Origin of the sequence: Microcoleus sp. S1D4 (assembly GCF_036700765.1) — a bacterium.
Lineage (GTDB): Bacteria > Cyanobacteriota > Cyanobacteriia > Cyanobacteriales > Microcoleaceae > Microcoleus.
Genome location: NZ_JAUBPP010000012.1, coordinates 94,798 through 114,705 on the forward strand (window position 1 = coordinate 94,798; position 19,908 = coordinate 114,705).

Consider the following 19,908-nt stretch of genomic DNA (forward strand, 5'->3'; position numbering starts at 1 on the left):
CCAAGAAACCGGGTTTCTCCGATAATTTAGGCATCCTCACCGAGATTGAGGAAGAAACCCGGTTTCTGAGTCAGGGCGCGCGCTTTTCAACTTACCGTTTTTGCGCGACGCTGACGGAGGAAAATCGCCAAAAGCCCGATCGCCCCAACCATCAAAAGCAGCCATTCTTCCGGTTCGGGAACCCCCGAAACATTCAAAGGATTGCTCGGTTTCGTCAACTCCTCCTTACCCGATTCTACCTCGCGTTCAAATCGATCGTTTTTACCTTCCGCCGCCTTTAGCTGCGCTCTTTGCTCGTCATTAACTAACACAATCATTGAAGAATAGGGCGTGACGACTTTAAAAGTTTTAGCAAGCGAGTGCATCGCATCCAATTGAGTCAATTGATTAGCAGTTTTCTGCTTGCTAAGCGCCGTTATCAACTGCCGCGCCGCTATCGGTTTAAAACCTTCATTTTCATCATTAGTTATTTTCGGAACCCCTGCAGCCACCTTCGGAGTTTTGGTATAACTCCAAGCATAACCATCAACAACATTAACTACAGATTTCCCCGATGCCGCCATCGTCGCCACTCGCTGCATTGCTTCTTTGATATCGGTAGAAACTCCGCCGCCGCTATCTTGAATCACCTTTAAAGTAGCGTCGTCATAGCCAGGGGGCAAACCTCCTAAATGCACTGTCCATAAAGGTGCAGCTAGGGAAACGCTGGTTTTGCGATCGTCCGATAACTCGTAACTGTGGCGATCGCTCACCAAGAATACAGTATCATAAGTGCGATCGGCGCGCAACCGTGCAAACTGTTGCAGAATATCCTTAAGTTGAATTGTACCGTAAAACGTCAACTTTCCCGCATCAAAACTGCGTATATTTTCCACCAACCTCGGCGGCACACCCGCCGCACTCGACACATATAAATCCACACTGTTTGTAGCTAAAACATTCTTTTTTAACCAATCAAAAGTCTCCTTAAGTTCTTGAGTTTCCGTCGCCATACTCCGAGAAGTATCCAGCACCAAAGCCAACTTTTTAACGTTTGGCAAAAAGTAATTTATATCAATCAGCGGCTGAGCAGAAACAGTATTTTTGCCGGGTAAATTCGCTAAATGCGGTATTGCTTTTTGCGGTGCAACTGCGGGTAAAAATGCTGGAAGCCAAGTTTCTTTTGCCTCCTTACCCTTGTATTTAATCTCCTTTCCAGCGATAACTCGGCGAGTATTTTGATTCCAAAAAATATTGCGTTTTTCCGCTAAACTTGGCATCGCCCAACCCTGTGCTTGTCGCAGGACTTTGTAAGTCAGCCAAAGGTGCATTTCCGTTGGCCCGTTAGTAACCGCAAACTCTCGTTTAGGCGGAACAGGAAAAGCTCGCAAGCGGTATTGTTTCGGGCCAATTTGTTCGAGCAAAGCCGGATCTACCCTTTCTCTCACCTGCTCGTTGTAAACTTGTTGGGCGGCACCTCTGGGCGAAACAGTAAAAGCAAAACGCTTTTGCAAATCCTCAGTATCGCCCAGCCAAACTCCTGTAACTGCGGCGCTTTCCGGCAGAGAAAAGTAATAAAATACTTCTTGCAAATTGGGCGTTTGATTTTTGTAAACTTCGTAGATTTGAACGTCAGCCCAATCGCCGTTTTCTTTGACTGTAACTTCTTGAGAATCCAACCATACTTTTTCCTCATTGACATTCAACAAACCAGCCTTAGCTTCTTCCCGGTTAGATGTTGACTGCACCGCGTGTTTTACTGCTTCTGTGTCACCTTTTTGAATTTCAGTATCGAAGAATCCAGCGTAAAGTTTTTCGGCTTTTTTGACATCGGAACCGGAGCCTTGATACAAAAACGGCGACATTAAAAAATTATAGCTGTTCTGTACGCTTTTAGCTGCTTGGTCAGGCAAATTTAAAGTATTTTTGTACAGCGAGTAAATGTGGTCATTTTCTCCCACAGTGCTCAGGTAGCGGTAAGGAGACAAATAAGCGTTAACTAAACCCGATCGAATCATATCAGACTTGGCTAATAAAGTTTGACGCGCCGTCTCATTGGCTGCGGGAGTTTCCAGAATTTTCATTGCTTGAATTTGCGGCTGCTGCTGCAAAGCGGAGAAAATAGCCAGCCAAGCTGCTATCACTCCCAAGCTGCCCGCGATTGCTTGATTTTTTCCGTATTGCGAAGCAAAACTATTTAATATTTTGCGCGCGGATTGGATGTAGAGAAAGCCGTAAAGTGAAGGCATTACCACGAATAAGCTGGAGGTAAAACCAAACAAGATTAAGGATAATGGCAGCCACCAAATTATCTCAAATGAACTGTACTTGAAAGATTCTATCAGCGGTGTCACCCAAGCAAAACTTAAAAATCCAACTATTATCACACTTGCGACAGGCAGTGCGTAAAACATCAGTAATGTGGCTGCCCAAATGCCAACTAGCAACATTAAACTGTGAACTCCTAACTGTATCCAGGCAATTTGTTTGTTGCCCATCAATCTATTCGCATGGTGTTGTTTGTTTTCAGCATTTTGAGATATTGAAGTCTCTTGAATGTTTTCTGTTTTTCCCAAATATCCGTAGAGGATTTCTACTAAAAATCCTGCGATGCACAATCCTATTGTCCCAATAATTTGAGAGCTAGGTGGATTCAGTTCCCGCAGCAGAAATAACCTGATTAAGCAGAGCAAAAATAATGGCGCTTCTACGCCGTAAAACAGACGCATTAGCTGCAATGGTTGCTTGCTAAAACGCTTGTTGAATCCGACGATTGTAAATATTGTCGGTACTGCTATTAGTGCTGTTAAGGTTAAGGCAAATTCTAGGGGGATAATTCCGTCTATTGTGGCTTGGATTAACGGGATTGCCAGGTAGGGCAAAATTCCCAGATAAACAATTGACAAAAACGTCAGGTTCCACAGCCAAAATATTAGCTGAAAAATTATGTTCAATGCCAGCTTAATTTTTTTCATTTTTTGCTGTTGTTAAGCTATAATTAACGGTGTTATGTACGTTTTTAGCAAAAGATTGGACTTCGGAACTTTCGGGGTTTACGGAATTGTCAAAAAGAATTGACACAAGCACCCAAGTATGATTTTTGTGGTTGATATCGCGGCGGATTCGCTCTAAGAAATTATCGGTTGTTTGCTCGGAAGATTGCAGCCAGTAGGTGGCAGATAGTTGGTTGTCTTTGACAGACAGCCAGCGGGCGGCGATGGCAGGAGTTAGCTGTTTTCTTTCTATGCGGTTGACGGGGATGCCGCTGGCGATAAAGCACAACTCTGGTGCGTGATAAGTCTGCCAGGATGTGCTGGCTACGGTTAGCATGGAACCGCGCAAGTTACCGGAGATAAATCTCTTTTTTTCTGTTTTGGTGTCTGGGTAATTGCCGAAGAATTTTTGTTCGCTGGGATTCAGGGGGATTGGTTCGGATATGATTTGTTGGGGAAATTTCAGGGGGGCGATCGCTACTTGTTCGCTTTCTACATGATAGAATTGAGAAATTGCTGCCAACACAGCGACGGCCGCAATTAGTCCGGCTTTTGCTAAGGGCTGATTTTTGAGGATTTCTGCATCCCGTTGCGACTCAAGATTAATTTGTTTGGCTGCGGAAATTTTTGGTATTTTTTGCAGCATCAACCAACTCAAAAAACAAGCGCTAACTAAACCGACTATTCCCAGGGGTACGTGCAGGATTTCGGCATAAATTGGCTGTTGAAAAACTTGGGCAACTAATATTAATACGACTACCCGCAAAGCGTTAGCCGAAACTAACATTATGAAGTTGACGGCGCATACTGCTAGCCATTTAAAACCCAATTGACGGCTTTCTAACCAGGTAGCAGCTAGCAAAAATAGTGTCCCTACTAAGAGGGTTTTAATGCCGCTGCAAGGTACGTCTACTTGAGCGATGCCGTTTTCTAAGACGATGATATCGTAGGAAGAAATAGCCCCGATTTGAAAAACCGATAGCAATTTTTCTACTACCTGAGCTGTCAGCACTCGCGCCGGCAAACCCAATCCGTTATTGAGCTGAGTGTTGAATGGTAAAATACAAGCTAGCAGCCCCGCTATTGGCAGGTTTTTTCGCCAAAAGTTCGGCTCTACCATTAAGCCGTACAGCCCGTAGGTTCCGAGGATAAATAGCAGGATGGTAATTTGTTTGATGTCTATTATGCACCCTGTGGCGATCGAGCAAACGCTCGCACCCAACATTAATACCAGCGGATAGCGCCTCAAAACGAATTTGGGGGACAATGCGGGCGGGCGAGTTCCCGAACTGAGCGATCGCACTACTAATGCTACAATCAGAAAACTAATTACTATCTTGTACAGTGTCGGTATCTCAACAAACGAGGATAACAGCCATTTAACTGCCGAGATATTGGCAAAAAACCAAGTGAGCGACAGTAAAGAAGGAGCTAACCAAACCAAATTAACCGCAGGATAAGGAGTAACAGAATCTGGAATTCCAGAATCTGGAATATTGGTGCGCTGCATGATACCGCTTGACATTCACGTTGGTGACATCTTAGCTCAGCAACATTGGTAATGCCTAGACCTGAAATTTAAGTTTTGTCAAGCTTTTATTTTTTCTACAGACAAGCTAGCGTTATAATAATTTCAGCGGAGGTAAAAATGAGCGAAAAAAGTCCGGGATACAAAATTGTTAGCGATAACCGACAAGCGCGGCATCTCTATGAAATTATAGAGACATATCAGGTGGGCATCGAGTTAAAAGGAACCGAAGTTAAATCTATTCGGGAAGGAAAAGCGAATTTGCGGGACGGATACGGCTTAGTTCGGAATGGCGAACTGTGGCTGATAAACGTTCATATTTCGCCTTGGAGAAGTGCTAGCAACTATTTTAATCACGAACCAAGACGCACTCGCAAATTGCTGATGCACAAGCAGGAAATTCGTAAACTAATTGGCAAAGTGGAAGAAAAAGGTTTGACTTTAGTGCCGTTAAAAATGTATTTGAAAGGCGGCTGGGTTAAACTCGATATCGGTTTGGGTAAAGGTAAAAAATTGTATGACAAGCGCGAAGATTTGAAGAAACGCGAAGACAAGCGGGATATGGAACGCGCAATCAAGCAATTTTAGTGATTGGACGAATCTTCTCAAAGCCTGTAAAAAACAGGCTTTTCGAGTCCTATCTACATGAGTTATCGTTTATGTCTGTTAGTAATTAGTAGACTTGAGTTACATAAATATTCGCTTTGTTAACCGCAGATTTCAGGCAGATAAACACTGACGGATGCAGATAATTCAATGTTATCTGTGTTTGATTTGAGTGCAACTCAAGTCTAGTGATTAGCGATTAATCATTAGATTTGAATTGCTCTTCATTCTCTTTCTGTTATTGAAATACATCTGCGGTTTTCCCATCGATGGAAGATTTATAGCACTTCTCAAGCGTGGTGAGGTATGCCCTATGCCCCATGCCCCATGCCCCATGCCCTATGCCCTATACAGGATAGTACCTCATACCAGAGCACAGAAAGGCTATATGCAATCCGTCTATTGTCGATCGCCCCACAACTAAGTATTATTACTCACAACATCCGTAGCAGTCCAGGCTCTTTCTCCTTTCAGGCTTAGGGCTTACGGCTTTTTTCTGGCTTTTTTCTGAAATGATCCGGATAGGTGTTCGAACCCCGCGAAGAATTAACCTATGCTCGAATACATCTAGGTAGTGGCAGCATTACGCAAGCATTCGGCTGTGGAGTTGCAAACCAGAAATGATAAATAGGCTCAGGCCTAAGTCAATTCCTAAGATGATGATGTCATGAGGGTGGCAATGAAATACGGCAAATAAATTATCACTTAACTAACAGTGACAATTTGCCAAAAACGACACCATTAGCTAATATTTTTAATGTCATGAAACAGCCAGGGAAAAAGTATCACCAGTCCAAGTGGGCGGCCTTCCTGCTCATCCTAACAGTAGGTTTTGGTGGTTGGCAATTTGGATTGCCGGAACTCGCATCACTGTTTAATAATAGAGGCTTAGAAAACTACAAAGCCAATCGATTGGCCGATACTCAACAAGCCTATGAGTTGGCGCTCGTTGTAGACCCCAAAAGCCGCGCAGCTCTTTACAATTTGGGATGGCTTTGCGAAGAGGTGCAAGATTTGCAATGCGCCCGAGAAAAATATCTGCAAGCTGCCAAACTAGGTCTGCCTGCTGCTTACAGCAATTTGGCGAGGTTATATATTCTTGATAATAAAAACTCTGCTGCTGCGGTTCACTTGCTGTGGCAAGGTTTGAAAGTAGCTGAGGACGATCGAGTTAAATATTCTTTACTTAAAAATTTGGGATGGGCGCGGCTGAAACAGGGTCGATATTCAGAAGCATTGCAACATTTGGATGCAGCCATTAAGCTTGATAGTGAAGGCCCAGCAACTTATTGCCTGAAAGCGCAAGTCCTAGAAGGGATGAAAAAAACGAAGGAAGCGCTACCGCAGTGGAAAATTTGTCTAAAGTATGCGGATTCTCAAGAGTTCGATGAGGATATATGGATAGGAATGGCACGTCAACGATTAAAAGAGGAAAAAACAAATAAATGAAACGCACATTTTTGCTTTCATCAACCATACTGGCAATTATCACAGTATTGCAGTTCAGTCAAGCCTCAAAAGCACAACCCACTCCTGCAACTGTTCAATCTACAGTTAATGAATCATCCGAAACGCCGTTCAGCTCGAATCAGTCAACGTGGCGGCGTTGCCGTGATAGAAATGGTGGAAATTATCCGTGCCCGAGATTCGTCATGCCTTCGCAGAGCGAAGAATAAAAGTTATTTTCCATAAATTTTGTAGGGTGTGACACCAGCACTTTACATTTGCAGGTATGTAGTATGTAGTAATTTTATGTAGGGTGCGTGCAGCGCGCACCCTACTATTGATCGTGGCTGTGTTCGTACAGCCATCAAGCAATATCAAATCCTCTCTTCATCGGAAGAGTAAATTGACTGTTGACTGTTGACTGTTGACTGTTAACTGTTAACTGTTAACATCATTCCGGTGCAACCGGATTTGACATAATATCATGTCCGGTCGATTGAAAACAAGAAAATTGGATCGCGCGTGCGTCAGTCAGTGTCCGCTCATAGATTGCGGACACTGACTGACGTACTACGAACCGTTTTTGTGATGGTAATTTACCGGAGATGATATCAAAATCTCGAAGAGCTCCTGCAACCTGCGAGCTTCGGGGAAAGCACTAAAAGAAACAAATGCTTTTTGCAAAAGAACAGATGTTCTGTGCCAGCATTTTTATCTACTCGCTTTCTGTCAAAGCTGAATTTTGCTGCTGCGGGTTCCTGTAAAAACTAGCAATAATCGCCACCATCAACCACCACAGCATATTAACTTCTGGTCTGTACCAAACGGTATCGACAAAACCGTGAGCCATCATGCCGGTTAAAGTTGCGATCGCCGCAATCAACCAAAACCCTTGATTCGATTTGAGATTTGGGGACGCTTCCTCTAAATTAGAGATATTAAATTGCGCGTCGCGCAATTTTTTGATCTGCAACAAACCTTGATTGACGGTGACAGTCATCAGCCACAGGAAAGACATTAAACCGATAAAGCCTGTTTCTACGGCAATTTCCAGCAGCACGGAATAAGCGCTTAAAGCAGTGAATTTCGGCTTCATATAAAGCGGATAAACTTTATTAAAGGCAGTGTTTCCGGGGCCAATTCCGAGAATTGGCCGATCGCGAATCATATCAATCACCGCAGTCCAAACATTAATCCGAAAATTGTTGCTGCTGTCGCCGCGGCCGACAAACATACTCGAAACTCGATCGCGCAATGGCTCCACCAAAAGCACTCCCAAAATTAACGCACCAACCAAACCTCCCAACCCTAACGGCAGGGCCCAAGTGCGCCAGAACCGAGGCATAGAAGGGCTGTACCAGTACCAAAGCAGCACTAAAAACACCACAAGCAGAGCCACAAAACCGATCCAAGCACCCCGGCTGTCGGTGTAGCGCAAACACGCGCAATTCACCACCAGCATCGTCAGAGCTAAAAGTTTTGTTCCCCATCCTTTCCACACAAAAAGTGCGGCGGCGCTTAAGGCAATTGCTGGCAGCAAATAGGAACCGAGCAAATTTGGATTGCCCAAAAAGCTGTAAACTCGCGTGAGATCGGCTTGAGTTGATGTCGGATCGTTCCAAGTAGCTAATGGCGGCACTTTATCAATCCACTGCCGCACGCCGTAGAAACTGACTACTAGAGCGACATTTAAATATACTGCAATCAACCAGGAACGCAGGCGGGGGTCTCGCAATATCCGCGCCATGAGGGCAAAAAACAGCAAATACAGCGTTAGCTTGCCCCAACCGACAAAAGCGGCGGCTTTCACCGGCGACATGGCGGTGGCGACGGTAGCAATGCCCCAGTACAGCAGTACCAGCAAGTGAATGGGTGTGAGGGCGATCGTGCGATCGTCAGAAACAGTCAGCAGCACCCAAAATGCTGCACCAGCAGCCATCAACAGCCCCACCAAGGCATTGTTGACAAACGGGCCCATACTGAACGTCAAGGCCAGCAAACCAAAACCCAGAGGCTCCGCCCACTGCATCAGCCAGCTACTTTCTCGCCAACTGCGCGCATTGCCGATCGTCCAATTCAATAAATAACTGCCATTTTGCCACTGACAGAGCGGCAAATTTGCCAGACTTAACTGTTGCCAAACTGAATTCATTTCTATTTTAGATTTGTAATTAGTCATTAGTCATTAGTCATTAGTCATTAGTCATTGGTCATTGGTCATTGGTCATTAGTCATTGGGGAATTGTTAGCGGTTAACTGTTAACTGTTGACTGTTGACTGTTAACAACTGTTTTCCTGCCAACTAACAACTAACAACTAACAACTAACAACTAACAACTGCCAACTACCAACTGCCAACTGCCAACTGCCAACTGACTTCATCCTTCCAACAACTCCGTAGCATTAGTGCAGGGGAGCCAGAGCACGTAGCGATATCCAGATTCCGGGGTGCCTTGAATCGAGAGTTGGCCGCCTTGAATTTCCACCAACTGGCAGCAAAGCAGCAGCCCCAATCGTTCCCTAGCCCCGTAACCAGCTAACACGGGTGCGGTATCCGCGGCATTCTCGGCCACCAAAGCCGCCAACTCAGAAAACGCCAGCGTTAACCGCTGGGCACTCTGTATCTGTGTCGCCAGTTGCGGTTCGAGTTCCGGGGAAGAGGTTTCGGAGTTCGATCGCCAACCGCTACCTGCTGTGGCCTTCAACAAGTAGTCGGAGTAGAGTTTAGCATGGGGCAAACTTTCTCCCAACCAAGGATGAAAAACCCAAACTCCGATGTTGATACCGTCTTCTTTCCGAGAAACGTGGACTCGAATCACGCTGCCTGCCCCAGCCGATTGAATAATGCTAAAAATTAAGTGGTGCAGCATTTGCTGAACCTTATCCTTATCTGCCAACCAGATGCGCGGCCCGGGCCCGATCGTGAAATTAATTTCTTGCTCTCGCCTACTTGCCGCCGGCGACAGGGTTGTCACAACTTGCTGACACAAACCTTCTATATCGACTGCGACTCGCTTCAAGGTGAAAGACGATTCATCGAGATTTGCTAGTTCCAAAATTTCTTCAACTAGCGATCGTAAACACCGACTGCTGTCTTGAATCACGTCGATATATTCTTTTTGCTTGCTCGTCAATGGCCCGTAAATTTCTTGGCTCAACACGCTCGCCATGCCGATGACAGAAGTGAGTGGGGTGAGCAATTCCTGCGCTAAATGATTCAGGAGTTTTACCTTAATTGAGTTAGTAGACAAATCGATAGGTTTGTTATTCATCGGTGATTTTTCTGGTTTTATTATGGCTCGTTGATTATTAGTGGTTCATTATACCTCTTTCTCAAGTCTATAACAACTTGTTGGCAGTTGCAGACTTTAAACTGATGACTGTTGACTCTTGACTGTTGGCTGTTGCTGCTGACTATTAGTTGTTAGTTGTTATTTGTTAGTTGTTATTTGTTATTTGTTATTTTTTGTTAGGAATTGAGAATTGGAAATTGGGAATTCGTAGCAAGTAACCAATAACCAATAACCAATAACCAACAACCAATAACTAACAAACAATAACCAATAACCAATAACCAATAACTACTAACTACTGACTAATTAATCATTGCTTCTAAAGCTGATTGCAAATCTTGAGTGAGTTCGGCAACTGCTAACCGACGGCTGGTTTGATATCCCTGCCAGCGATCGCCCACTGAGAGCGGTTCGCCCACGGTCATTTGCACCTGCTGTTTGCCCAAAGAAGGTCGCCCGAAAGGATTTCCGCCTTTGATGCGAGTCAGTACGTCCCACAGCAGTAAAGTTGTTTCTGCCAAACGTTCTGCGGTCAGTTTTTCTTGGACGTACCTGCCGGTAACGGAGACGAAACTTTCGACAAGTCTCATGTGCCACATCCGCAGACTTGCTTCTTCGGCGAGGCGATCGGCTAATCCTCTTTCTAAGGGACAAAGTGCTGCAATATCTTTGATATCTTCTCGATAAATATAGTCCCAGCCTGCTTGTTCCAGACGGCGACAGCGGTCTATCAAACTACCTTTTGGCTTTAAGTTAAAATATTCTTCTGCTACTTGCAAAGCCACGTCTAAAAGTGCTGTCAGTCGAGCAACCATCACTTCATTGCCCGAATCGTTGGCAGTTGTGTCTGGTAGCGATAATGATGTTAAAATAGAGGTCGTTGGCTGTATCTTTTTATGATAAAAACGGCTGTAAAACTCGGACATTACTGTTAACAAGTGGCTGCCAAGTCGAATCAGGCGCAGATATTGAAATTTGTAATTTTGGTCTTCGGGATCGGAATTTTCTGCCTCTAAATTGGCGGTGTTGGTGCGGTCTAAGGGTGGGAGTCCGCAATCTATTTCTAATTGAGTTAAAAGTTTTTCTAGGGGTTCCCAAGGCGGGTTGACATAGCGGTATTGAATGCCGATCGGCACGATTAACACTTTTTCCTCAGTACGTCCGGCTTTGAGCAAATCTTCAACGCACCAGAAGCCCATTTGAGCGATTCCCGGTTCGAGGGGGCTAACTATTTCATTGTGACCGTTGGTAGCGCCTTCTGGGGCGGCGGCGATGGGAAATTGGCTGTTGGCGAATAAATCGCGGGCCGATCGCAATCCGGCGCGATCGATTTTACCGCGAACGATCGGAGTACCGCCGAGGCGAGAATACAGCCAGCCGACTCCAGCACCGGCCCAGAGGGGAATTCCGCGATCGTAGATAAAGTGGGAATGTACCGGAAATTGCAGGGGAATGCCTTTGGCGCGCGCTGTTTGGGGTACGAGTTTCCAAATTAGTTGTCCCAAACAGTAGGGATCGTCGGAGTTTGGGTGGCGGAAGGCCAGCAAGAAGCGAACTTTCTGATTTTGAAATTGGTGGAATAGTTCGGCGAGGGTTTCGACGTTTTCGACTTGAATGTGGCTGATATTCGTCCGAAATCGCAGCCAGTAGGGGAGGATTTGCTGAGCGCCCCGGACGACTAGGGGGTTGTAGGCTGGGGGTATGAATTCCAGGGGCGGCTGAACTTGGTTAATTGAGTTGGCCATTTTGTGATTTTAAATTTGAGATTTGAGTTAAGGTTGTGTGCGATCGATTGACTGAAATCAGATTCCGCACGCGCGATCCGTTTTTGTTATGGTAATCGACCCGACAGGATCTGAGACGGCGGTTTCAACAGCCCTACAGAAACAAAACCCGCCTGCGCGGGTTGAAGAGCTATTTCCCCTAAACTCGTAAGTCGAAATTCGGGTGAGATTGCTAACTTAAGCTTATTGGTCGATCGCCACCAGCGCATAACTCATCTCGCTAAGATTTTGGCAATCCAAAATCTCAAATCTAAAATCTAAAATCCTATTGTGCGGGTTCAAGAATCACTTCTTGGAAGTTAATCACATCCGATCGCGGATCGCAATGTGTGACTTTGACTTCTAGCCGATCGCCAATTTCGACCGATCGACCAAATCGCATCGCCAATTCTAAGCCCAATTCTTCCAATAAAATCAATGCGAGATTGCTATCTTCCCTCAGCCAGCGCAGCATTAAAGCTTCCCAAACTCGATCGGGATTGCGGCGCAAATATTCCAATCCCCAATAGCGGTTAGTTTGGCGTTCGACGGTAGAAGCTTCTCTGACTGCGGTACCGAGACACATCACAATATCCTGTATTTCTTGGGCAGAAAAAGGCAGTGGTTCGCCCCGCAGGTGGGCTTTAATTTGGAAGTGAGCCAGCAAGTCGGTATAGCGGCGGATGGGAGAAGTAACTTGAGCGTACAATTCCAAACCCAAGCCTGCGTGACGTCCGGGGGTCAAGCCCATTTCGCTGCGGGGCATACAGCGGCGCACGGCGCAAGCGCGGGCTGGGCCTGCGGGTACGGCCAGCAGTTCTTCATCGGGGGGGAGTTCTGGCTGGGGCTGATAGCGGTAGGGTATTGGCAGGCTGTGAGTTTGACCGTAGCGGGCGGCGACTTCGCCAGCTAAAATCATCATTTCAGCTACTAGCATTCGGGCTGTGGAGTCGTCGATGACGTGGATGTCGATGTCCTCGCCGTGGACTTTGATCACGGATTCGGGCATGAAAATGTTGATTGCGCCTTGGACTTCGCGCCATTTTTGCCGCAGTTTGGCCGCAATGGCGATCGCCCCTATTTCCGGTTCTGCTTCGATTCCCAACTCCAGCATTTCGTCTACATCATCGTAGGTTAAGCGGTAGGTTGGTTTGATCTTGCTGATGTGGATGCTGTAATCTTGAGCCGCGCCGATTTCGTCTAAGGTGACGCTAAAGCTGAGGGCGTTGCACTCTTTGCCTTGAACCAAGCTCATCGGCCCGGCTGCCAATGCTGAGGGAAACATCGGGATTGGGCCGGTGGGCAGATACACTGTAGTGGTGCGCTTTCTGGCTTCGAGGTCGAGTTCGTCTCCGGGGGAAAGCAAGCTGGTGGGATCGGCAATGTGTATCCACAGCCGCTGCTGGCCGTTTTCTAGGAATTCTAAGCTTAGTCCGTCGTCGATTTCGGTGGTGCTTTCGTCGTCGATCGTGTAAACCTTGAGGTGAGTTAAGTCGAGACGGTTTGTCTCCGAGTCGGTTGGGGGATTTTCTAGGCAGCTTTGGGCCACTTCTAATACCTTTGCGGACAATTGTAGAGGAATTTGGCTGCGCCGCAAAAACAGGTTTTCGTGGGTGCTCCACAGGCCGAGATCGACTAGGAGTTGAAATGCTGCTTCGGGGTTTTCGGAGCGTTCTAAGCTGGCTAAAGTTTCTAAGGCCGGGGTGCGGTGCGTGGCTTCTTCTCCGAGGGTTGCAAAGCGTTCTAGGGCGTCGAGGCGAGTTCGATCGCTATTAATCCACTCGACATTTTCCCCAGCCAGCCGCTGTTTGACTCGATCCCAAAATCCTTGGGATTCTTGGTGTCGCTGCTGTTCTACTTCTTGCTGGTGTTTGATTTCGGCTACTTGGGCGGCCGATCGCGGTTCGTAACGATCGCCCTTTTGTTTGAAATACAGTTTGTCTGTTGATAGCAAACAGTATGCTGCGTAGCACTGGGCCGGAGTGCGATCGGAAAATAGCAGCATGGCGAGGGATTCGGGATCTGTGTTTTCTCCGTCGCCCACTAGGAGTTCCCAAGCGACTTCTAAACTCGACGGATCTGAGTAACCTTCTACTTCTTTAAGAAATTTGGCAATGTCGGAGGGTTTGTAACTTTCTCCTACTGCTTCGTAGCTGATTTGTTTGGGCGGTATGCTGTGCGGTTGGCCTTTTTCGTCTACCACTACCCAGTTTTTCTTGCCGTCGGGGCGATCGGCAACTGCCAGACGGCGATCGCCGTGCACTCTAAATTCTACTAACGTTCCCTTCTCCACTTGCCAGCTTTATTAATTTTTATTGGAATATTTCACTCTTGCTATTTGTCTGGTTGCGATCCGGGGATTTTAGATTTTGGATGTTTATCTTTGTTACATCTCTTGTTAAAACTAAAATCTAAAAAGTTGGGCTTTTTGTGCTTTAATTTTTAACTTTTTAGATTTTGATTAAGACTTACGCACCACCGACTAAATACCCAATCTTGCGCTCGATTAGCGATTCTCGCTTGCGACAAAAAGACGTTGTTTTCGCGTAAGTCCTATCTTTCCAAAATCTAAAATCTAAAATCCAAAATCGAATTAGCCTTCTTGATTTACGAAGGGCATCAAAGCTACAATTCTTGCTCTTTTGATGCTTCTGGTCAAATCTCGCTGCTGTTTTGCTGTCAAACCGGTAATCCGGCGGGGCAGTATTTTACCGCGTTCTGTGACGTATTTTTTGAGCAGCTCGACATCTTTGTAGTCGATCGGGTCTCCTGGTTTGATTGGCGAAACGCGCCGGCGAAAGTAAGTCATGGTTCTTTGTTTGTTTACTGTTAACTGTTGACTGTTGACTGTTGGCTGTTGACTGTTGACTTGATCGCAACTGACAACTGACCGATCGCAACTGACGGCTGACTACTTAATCTCTTTGTGGGCAGTGTGCTTGTTGCAATGGGGGCAGAACTTTTTGAGTTCCAGCCGCGCCGTCGTGTTGCGACGGTTCTTGGTCGTGGTGTACCGAGACACGCCTTTGGAGCGTTTGCTCACGTTTGTTCGGCACTCAGTACACTCTAGAGTAATTATGATCCGGACACCTTTAGCCATAATTCTAAATAAATTTCGACTAATTTAAACACAATTTATTATCGTCTCACACTGGTCTGCACTTGGTCAAGTAATCTTCTAACTTTGATGTCTAGGGAGTAGCCGCGCTTGGTGCCGATGACGATCGTCTGGCTGAGTCGATCGTGAAAAGCTTGGGGAAACCGGGCGGTGTCGATGAAGGCAGTGCTACAGTCGATCGCCAGCGGCAGAATCAGCAGCAAGACGGCGGCGTTGGTAGATGTGAGCCCGCCTACACCCGCAAAGGCTAGGGCGGCGCAAATGCCCAGCAATCCCTCGCGCTTGCAAAGTTTCTGCACTCCGGGAATCCGTTCGAGTCTAACATCGATAATTTTCATGTCCAATGCCCAGCGCCCAAGACTTTGACCGTGGTTTTTCCTGACAATGGGTACGCGCAAAATCATCCACAGCAGGAAAAAAAAGATGGTTTGGACGATCGGATTTGCGCCCAGAAGCAAACTGGGCAGCCAAACGGCAATTGCGTCGATGCAGAAAGCAGCAGCGCGACGGCCGATCGATACTTTCGGAAGCAAGGGAACTAAGTCGGAACTCATGGGCCAAAAAGAATTACTTTGAAATGCGTAAGTCTTGTTTCTATCATAATCCAAATCAAGGGGCTTGGAGCCGTAGGGCATAGCGTCAAGGCGCAGCTACATTAATAAACGTCATCATGGCTTCCAATATCCACCAATAGAATAACCATTTCTAATAATTCCTCATCTTCAGAAAATTTAAAAATTATTCTGCAATCGTAAGCAACAGAACAAGACCATAACCCGGCTAAATCCCCTCCTAACTTGTGAGACTTCAAAGATGGCATAAATGGATCATCTGTCAACAGCCTTAAAACCTTAGCAATTTGATCCTTTAATTGTGGATTTTTCTTTGTAATCTTCCTAAAAGACCGATTAAATCCACTACTCCAGACAACTTCCATCATCATCTCCTAGTAAATCTGCGATCAAATCATCAACGCTTCCTCTCTTTGCGGTCCCATTCTTAAATGCCTGCATCACCTCCTGAGCATTAGCCAAAATTTCAGCCCGCCGATTTTCAATCCGTCGCTTGCGGATTAACTCAAATAAACGCTCCTGATCTTCTATTGTCAATCTTTCAATAGACTCAATAATTTCTTGAAAAGTCATCATCTAACCTCCTTAATAATTCCCCAAGATATTAGCAATACCTTTAATAACCCGTTCCAAATTAGGCAAATAATTATCGCCTTTGTTGATAAATTCCAAAATGCGATCGACATAAACTCGATCTCGTTCTAAATTCAGAGAAACTTGTTCTCTACCAAAACCCGATCCTGAATCAAACAGCTTCACCCATGCACCGACTGACAAAAGCCACTAACATCACGATCGGTCTCCCTGCCACATTTCACTATATTATACTAGGTGATTAGGGCATTTGAAATCCCTGAAACCATTGATTTTATTGCTTCTTGGTTTTTTCTTCGGCTATAGTTGCCAAGCTCAAAAGTTAAACTTTTAGTCAAAAACTACAGAATGTCTGCAAAAGCGATATCGCCCCGTCCCAAACCCCCGAAACAGCAATCATTAATCAAACTAGCCCTCGCCGTAATTGCTGCCGTTATCATCTTTAACATTCCTCACTCCTTACTTCCCGTGTTTACAGAATCCCTATCCCAAGCAACCCCGCCGCCAGAAATCCAAAACCTCCTCGCCGGCAAGGGCAGAATTGTCACAGTAGGCGACAGCATCACCGAAGCCGGCAAATATCCCGGAGGTTACGTTTGGCTGCTACAACGCTATCTGAATGCCCTTTATCCCGACAGCAAAATCGAAGTCGTCAACGCCGGCATCTCCGGTAACAAGGCGAGTGATATGCAGGCACGTTTTCAGAAAGATGCGATCGACAAACAGCCAGATTTAATCACCATTAACGCCGGAGTCAACGACGTTTGGCACGCCTTCTTCGACTTCCAAAAGCTTCAGTTTCATCCGCAAGGCAACCTAGCCGCCGGAGTATCGCTAGCAGAATACATAGACAAAATAACCCAAATGGTGCAGGCAGCAAAAACCGCCGGAATTCGAGTCGCCCTGCTTTCTCCTACTCCCATCCGCGAAATTTTGGACGGCCCGGAAAATCGCAGATTGCAAGAATACGTAGTAGCAATGCGAGAAATCGCCAAACAAAATCAGTGCTTATTTATCGATTTAAATGCACCTTTTCGGGAAGTAATCAGCACCTATCAAAAACACGCGGGAAAAACTCTGAATTTGTTAGCAGCCGATGGAGTTCACCCAAATCCATCGGGATATAGAATTATTGCTTTTACTATCTTGCGCGGCTTAGGCGTACCCGCCCAGGATATTGAGAATTTGCAGGTAAAAAATTAGTCAGTAGTCAGTAGTCAGTAGTCAGTGGTCAGTAGTCAGTAGTCAGTAGTCAGTAGTTAGTAGTCAGTAGTCAGTAGTCAGTAGTCAGTAGTCAGTAGTCAGTAGGGGCGGTGGATAGTGCGTGCCCGCCCTCTTAACTTAACAGTCAACCGTCAACAGTTAACAGTCAACAGTCAACAGTCAACAGCTAACAGCTAACAATTCCCGCTATCATTCAACCGGCGGATGATACCGCTTCAACCAACAGCTACCAATAATCACCAACGCCACCACAACAATAATTTCAGTCCAAAAAAACGACAGGAAATCGCTAGCAGTTCCCACTGGCGGCACCCCCGGCTGAGCGTTGCGAATTGCCGGAAAAGCAAACAGCATTACACCAGTCCAGCTCAGCATCCCCACTTCCGGCAATTTGCCAGATTTCATCACTTTTAGTGCTAACAACAGCGCCATAATTGACAGCACCCACATGATCACAATAATCACCAAGGCAAAGAATTTCACTGGAAGCGATCGAGTTGCAGAAACATCGATGTAAATAAAGATAGATGAATTTTCTTCCAGCGGGTTATAACTAATGTCGAAGCCGGGAACATCAGCATTAAATTTAAATTTCAGCGGTACTGGATTTACTTGAAAAGGAGCAAATTTTTTACCTATCGAAGCCAGCGGATCGAGGGAAATTGCTACTTTAGCAATGTGCGTGTCAAAGGGATAATTGTTAATTTTTCCCTCGATCAAATTAAACTTTAATGCAGGCACAATCATCGGTTTACCTTCTTTAAAGGTAATTTCTGAATCTTCTACATTCGCACCGTTAACGGTCATTAACAAATCTTGAGCAGGGTAAGTTGGCCCTTTTTTATAAATACCTTTGAGTTCAAATTGCAAGCGAGTTTCTAATTGGTTTTTAACTGGATCTACTCCAATTACTGTCATTTTGACTTCAACCAAGCCTTTTGGTGTTACAGGGATTTCTGGAGATGATTTGTAAGGCTCTTGGGCATTAGCATTGTGAGAGTAAATAGATAAAATAATTGCCAAGAATATGACTGTGCTGCAAATTAAAACGAGTAGTTTTTTGAGATGATTTCTGTTTACAATTTGCATTAATTATGGATATTTGATCATTTAAATTTTTTTGAGCATTTCTACAGCCAACCCTTTACCACAAAGGTTTAATAGTTCGGAATGCGAGTCCTAGTTATGGATGCGGACTCGCATTTTGAACGATCAAACCTTTTTCATCGCAATTTGAGTCCCTCTTGCATCGCTAACAGTTACTACGAATCGATAGGAAGCAGTACATTTGGTGTAAAACTTCCGTGCAAACCGTAGGGAATGTGCTGTTTTAAATGCAGGCGCGCTAGGGGCCCTTTGGTGATGTCGCTAGCATCTAGAATCGCTAAGGTCGATCGATGATTAGCTGCATCATACATCAAAACTAGCAGCCAGCCGTCATCCTCCGCCATAGCGTCGGGACGGGGAACAAAAACAGGTTCCCCCGCAAAACCGCGCGGCGCAGCACTCCAAATTTGCTGTTCTCCTGTCTGGAAATCGATTTTAAGAATAGCTTGCAAAGGAGCATTTCCCGTCGGAGCATCCGCAGCGCCAATATAAAGATATCGGTAAGGCTGTCCGACGTTGTTGGGATGCAATGTCGGAAACTCGCAGCACCGAGTTTCAATTACTTGATGGTTAACAGTTTTTTCGTTCAAATTTAACTTAAACCGCCACAATTCCCCCGCTGGAATGCTGTCAAAATCAAGCTCGCGAAAATCGCCGTCCGCCTCGACGGTTGGGAATGAGTCGTAGCAAACAGAATCAACAAAAACTTCGCCGTTTTCTTCCCAGGCGTTGCAGTGGTGGAAGACAAAACAAGGTTCGGTTTCTAATACTTTTACCTCGTCGGTGCCGTTGCGGGGAATTAAAATTGCTTGCGTCGGGCGGTTGGGCGAAAATTGAATGCACTGGGATGCACTCCGCATTCCTAACAAGAATGGTAGGGGATTGAAGCTGACGGGATTTTGGAAGAATATGCAGTAATTCGGGGTAATTACCATGTCGTGCAGGAAGGCAAAACCGGGGATTGCGTGGGCGTGTTTTTGTAAAAGTTTGCCGCTTGTGTCGAGTTCGTAAATGGTGATTGTACTTGACAAACCGGGCTTGACGGAAAAGTTGACTAATCTGTCTCCGGCTCCATTTTTGCCTTTTTCAATTCTGGGGTGGGCGGCGAAGGCTTCACCGGGTTCTAAGATGCCGTCTAGGGTGTCTAATCCGAGTGTTTCTAGGCTGCGGGGGTCGAGTCTGTAGGGCTGTGCTGCTTCCCAGAGTGCTAGCAGTTTGTCGCCCCAATAAATGATGTTGGTGTTGGCTATGTTTTTGATTTTGACGTCAAAGATGTTGGCTGGCCAGCCTCCGGGTTTCTGTGTGCCGAAAACGCCTCGGTGCAGGATTTTTCCGGCTTTTTGTTCGGCGAGATAGCCTTCGGTGCGGACGAATCTGTTGCGGAAGTGGGCGTGGCCGTCGGAAATTGCGATCGCACAAACCATCCCGTCGCCGTCGAAGGGGTGATGGATGCGCTGGCCGTTGACATCTAGCAAACCGGGCCCGTTGCGAAAGAATGTGCCTTGCAAGCCTTCTGGGATTTCGCCTTCGATGTCGTCAATCCAGTAGTCGGATTCGCTGGGTTGGGATTCGTAGCCGCGCTGCCAGTCTGTGCGCGTGTATGATGGTTTTTGGGCGGGTGTTTGGGGTTGGGAATTTTGTAAGTTTTGCATGGGTAGAATAAGCTTTTATTGATTTAACCGCAG

The 19,908-nt window shown here is 46.0% G+C and carries 18 protein-coding genes; 4 read left to right on the top strand and 14 right to left on the bottom strand.

Annotated features, from left to right (window positions below; genetic code table 11):
- Positions 1-86: 86 nt before the first annotated feature.
- Positions 87-2,954, bottom strand: a complete 2,868-nt coding sequence (locus QT998_RS14630) for a TIGR02921 family PEP-CTERM protein (protein WP_333115089.1) — start codon at positions 2,952-2,954, stop codon at positions 87-89.
- The gene (gene xrtO / locus QT998_RS14635) at positions 2,941-4,497 is read right to left on the bottom strand and encodes an exosortase O (protein ID WP_333115087.1); all 1,557 of its coding nucleotides are present in this window, start codon (positions 4,495-4,497) and stop codon (positions 2,941-2,943) included. The genes QT998_RS14630 and xrtO overlap by 14 nt, the downstream gene beginning before the upstream one ends.
- A gap of 123 nt (positions 4,498-4,620) precedes the next feature.
- On the opposite strand from xrtO, the gene smpB reads away from it, so the two are divergent.
- The 3 genes from smpB (at position 4,621) to QT998_RS14650 (ending at position 6,782) form a co-directional block, all read left to right on the top strand.
- Positions 4,621-5,088 (top strand): SsrA-binding protein SmpB, encoded by a 468-nt coding sequence (smpB, locus tag QT998_RS14640; protein WP_193971280.1) that lies wholly within the window; start codon positions 4,621-4,623, stop codon positions 5,086-5,088.
- A gap of 741 nt (positions 5,089-5,829) precedes the next feature.
- Entirely contained in the window at positions 5,830-6,555 is a 726-nt protein-coding gene (locus QT998_RS14645; protein ID WP_333115085.1) for a tetratricopeptide repeat protein, read from the top strand.
- On the top strand, positions 6,552-6,782 hold the full coding sequence (locus QT998_RS14650; RefSeq protein WP_333088228.1) for an Osc7112_2153 family protein: 231 nt from the start codon (positions 6,552-6,554) through the stop codon (positions 6,780-6,782). The genes QT998_RS14645 and QT998_RS14650 overlap by 4 nt, the downstream gene beginning before the upstream one ends.
- A 485-nt stretch (positions 6,783-7,267) precedes the next feature.
- On the opposite strand, the gene QT998_RS14655 is transcribed toward QT998_RS14650, so the two are convergent.
- The 10 genes from QT998_RS14655 to QT998_RS14700 all read right to left on the bottom strand — a co-directional run bounded on the left by QT998_RS14655 (position 7,268) and on the right by QT998_RS14700 (position 16,075).
- Positions 7,268-8,704 (bottom strand): IctB family putative bicarbonate transporter, encoded by a 1,437-nt coding sequence (locus QT998_RS14655; RefSeq protein WP_333115152.1) that lies wholly within the window; start codon positions 8,702-8,704, stop codon positions 7,268-7,270.
- Positions 8,705-8,930: 226 nt separating this feature from the next.
- Positions 8,931-9,824, bottom strand: a complete 894-nt coding sequence (locus QT998_RS14660; RefSeq protein WP_333088226.1) for a sensor histidine kinase — start codon at positions 9,822-9,824, stop codon at positions 8,931-8,933.
- Positions 9,825-10,147: 323 nt separating this feature from the next.
- Complete coding sequence (locus QT998_RS14665; RefSeq protein WP_333088225.1) at positions 10,148-11,590, bottom strand: 1-acyl-sn-glycerol-3-phosphate acyltransferase; 1,443 nt, start codon at positions 11,588-11,590, stop codon at positions 10,148-10,150.
- 304 nt (positions 11,591-11,894) lie between these two features.
- Positions 11,895-13,901: a ribonuclease catalytic domain-containing protein gene (locus QT998_RS14670; RefSeq protein WP_333088222.1), complete on the bottom strand. Its 2,007-nt coding sequence runs from the start codon at positions 13,899-13,901 to the stop codon at positions 11,895-11,897.
- A gap of 300 nt (positions 13,902-14,201) precedes the next feature.
- On the bottom strand, positions 14,202-14,417 hold the full coding sequence (gene rpsR / locus QT998_RS14675) for a 30S ribosomal protein S18 (RefSeq protein WP_194010705.1): 216 nt from the start codon (positions 14,415-14,417) through the stop codon (positions 14,202-14,204).
- Between the two features lie 102 nt (positions 14,418-14,519).
- Complete coding sequence (gene rpmG / locus QT998_RS14680) at positions 14,520-14,708, bottom strand: 50S ribosomal protein L33 (protein ID WP_333088218.1); 189 nt, start codon at positions 14,706-14,708, stop codon at positions 14,520-14,522.
- Positions 14,709-14,746: 38 nt separating this feature from the next.
- A complete protein-coding gene (locus QT998_RS14685; protein ID WP_333088216.1) occupies positions 14,747-15,280 on the bottom strand; it encodes an RDD family protein in 534 nt (177 codons plus the stop codon).
- Positions 15,281-15,381: 101 nt separating this feature from the next.
- Positions 15,382-15,669 carry a type II toxin-antitoxin system RelE/ParE family toxin gene (locus tag QT998_RS14690; protein WP_333088214.1) on the bottom strand — a complete coding sequence of 96 codons (288 nt, stop codon included), beginning with the start codon at positions 15,667-15,669 and terminating at the stop codon, positions 15,382-15,384.
- Positions 15,644-15,874 carry a hypothetical protein gene (locus QT998_RS14695; protein ID WP_194066079.1) on the bottom strand — a complete coding sequence of 77 codons (231 nt, stop codon included), beginning with the start codon at positions 15,872-15,874 and terminating at the stop codon, positions 15,644-15,646. The genes QT998_RS14690 and QT998_RS14695 overlap by 26 nt, the downstream gene beginning before the upstream one ends.
- Before the next feature lie 9 nt (positions 15,875-15,883).
- On the bottom strand, positions 15,884-16,075 hold the full coding sequence (locus QT998_RS14700; RefSeq protein ID WP_333088213.1) for a hypothetical protein: 192 nt from the start codon (positions 16,073-16,075) through the stop codon (positions 15,884-15,886).
- Between the two features lie 165 nt (positions 16,076-16,240).
- On the opposite strand from QT998_RS14700, the gene QT998_RS14705 reads away from it, so the two are divergent.
- Positions 16,241-17,095: an SGNH/GDSL hydrolase family protein gene (locus QT998_RS14705; RefSeq protein ID WP_333115083.1), complete on the top strand. Its 855-nt coding sequence runs from the start codon at positions 16,241-16,243 to the stop codon at positions 17,093-17,095.
- A gap of 210 nt (positions 17,096-17,305) precedes the next feature.
- Here QT998_RS14705 and QT998_RS14710 read toward each other — a convergent pair whose 3' ends face one another.
- Positions 17,306-18,205, bottom strand: coding sequence for a DUF4436 family protein (locus QT998_RS14710; protein ID WP_333088210.1), 900 nt, complete (start codon positions 18,203-18,205; stop codon positions 17,306-17,308).
- Between the two features lie 173 nt (positions 18,206-18,378).
- Positions 18,379-19,875, bottom strand: coding sequence for a carotenoid oxygenase family protein (locus QT998_RS14715; protein WP_333115081.1), 1,497 nt, complete (start codon positions 19,873-19,875; stop codon positions 18,379-18,381).
- Positions 19,876-19,908: the final 33 nt, after the last annotated feature.